Genomic DNA, 541 nt, shown 5'->3' with positions numbered 1-541 from the left:
ACGGCACTTTATCCATTAACGCAACACCCTACCCTCGTCCTAAAGTCGAGCCTGCAGACGCATTCAACGTGCTTGATCCCAACAAGAACAACGCTGTCGATAACACCTATATTGTCATTGATAATATTCCCGCCACCTATCTGGTCAGTTTTTACTGGAACGATGATTACTCGATCGAACCGGTCGCTTCCGAGGGAACGCAAATCAGGGTCAAGGTCCCCTCTGCCCTTGTCATTGCAGCGGGTGAAACCGTCCCTCAACCCATCATCGTCATTTACTCGGTGCTCAATCCAAATGAGCCAGACGGCGTCGCGTCTGAGCCCCTTCAACTCACCGTGCGCAAGTACGTGCGTCCGGCCTATCCAAAGCCGGTCATTACCGAGGCGCAGGGGACCGAGCTTGATGTGACCGCGTTGACGGCTAACGCCCACATGACACTGGCGGCCTGGCCTGGTCAGGCAGTGGGGCAAAAACTCTGGCTGAGCGTGGTCTCGACGCCGCAGATCACGCTGCAGAACTGGAATCCGCTGAACGTCACGAC

The 541-nt window shown here is 55.6% G+C and carries 1 protein-coding gene; it reads left to right on the top strand.

The features are described from left to right. Positions 1 to 68: 68 nt before the first annotated feature. Positions 69 to 541: hypothetical protein (locus tag SLW74_RS27485; RefSeq protein WP_410930729.1), on the top strand; the 473-nt coding region annotated here is incomplete at its 3' end.

The sequence above is a fragment of the Pseudomonas sp. W5-36 genome (assembly GCF_046540455.1).
GTDB lineage: Bacteria > Pseudomonadota > Gammaproteobacteria > Pseudomonadales > Pseudomonadaceae > Aquipseudomonas > Aquipseudomonas graminis_B.
Note: the sequence above shows the minus strand (reverse complement) of the source record. Positions and strands in the feature narration are given on the sequence as shown.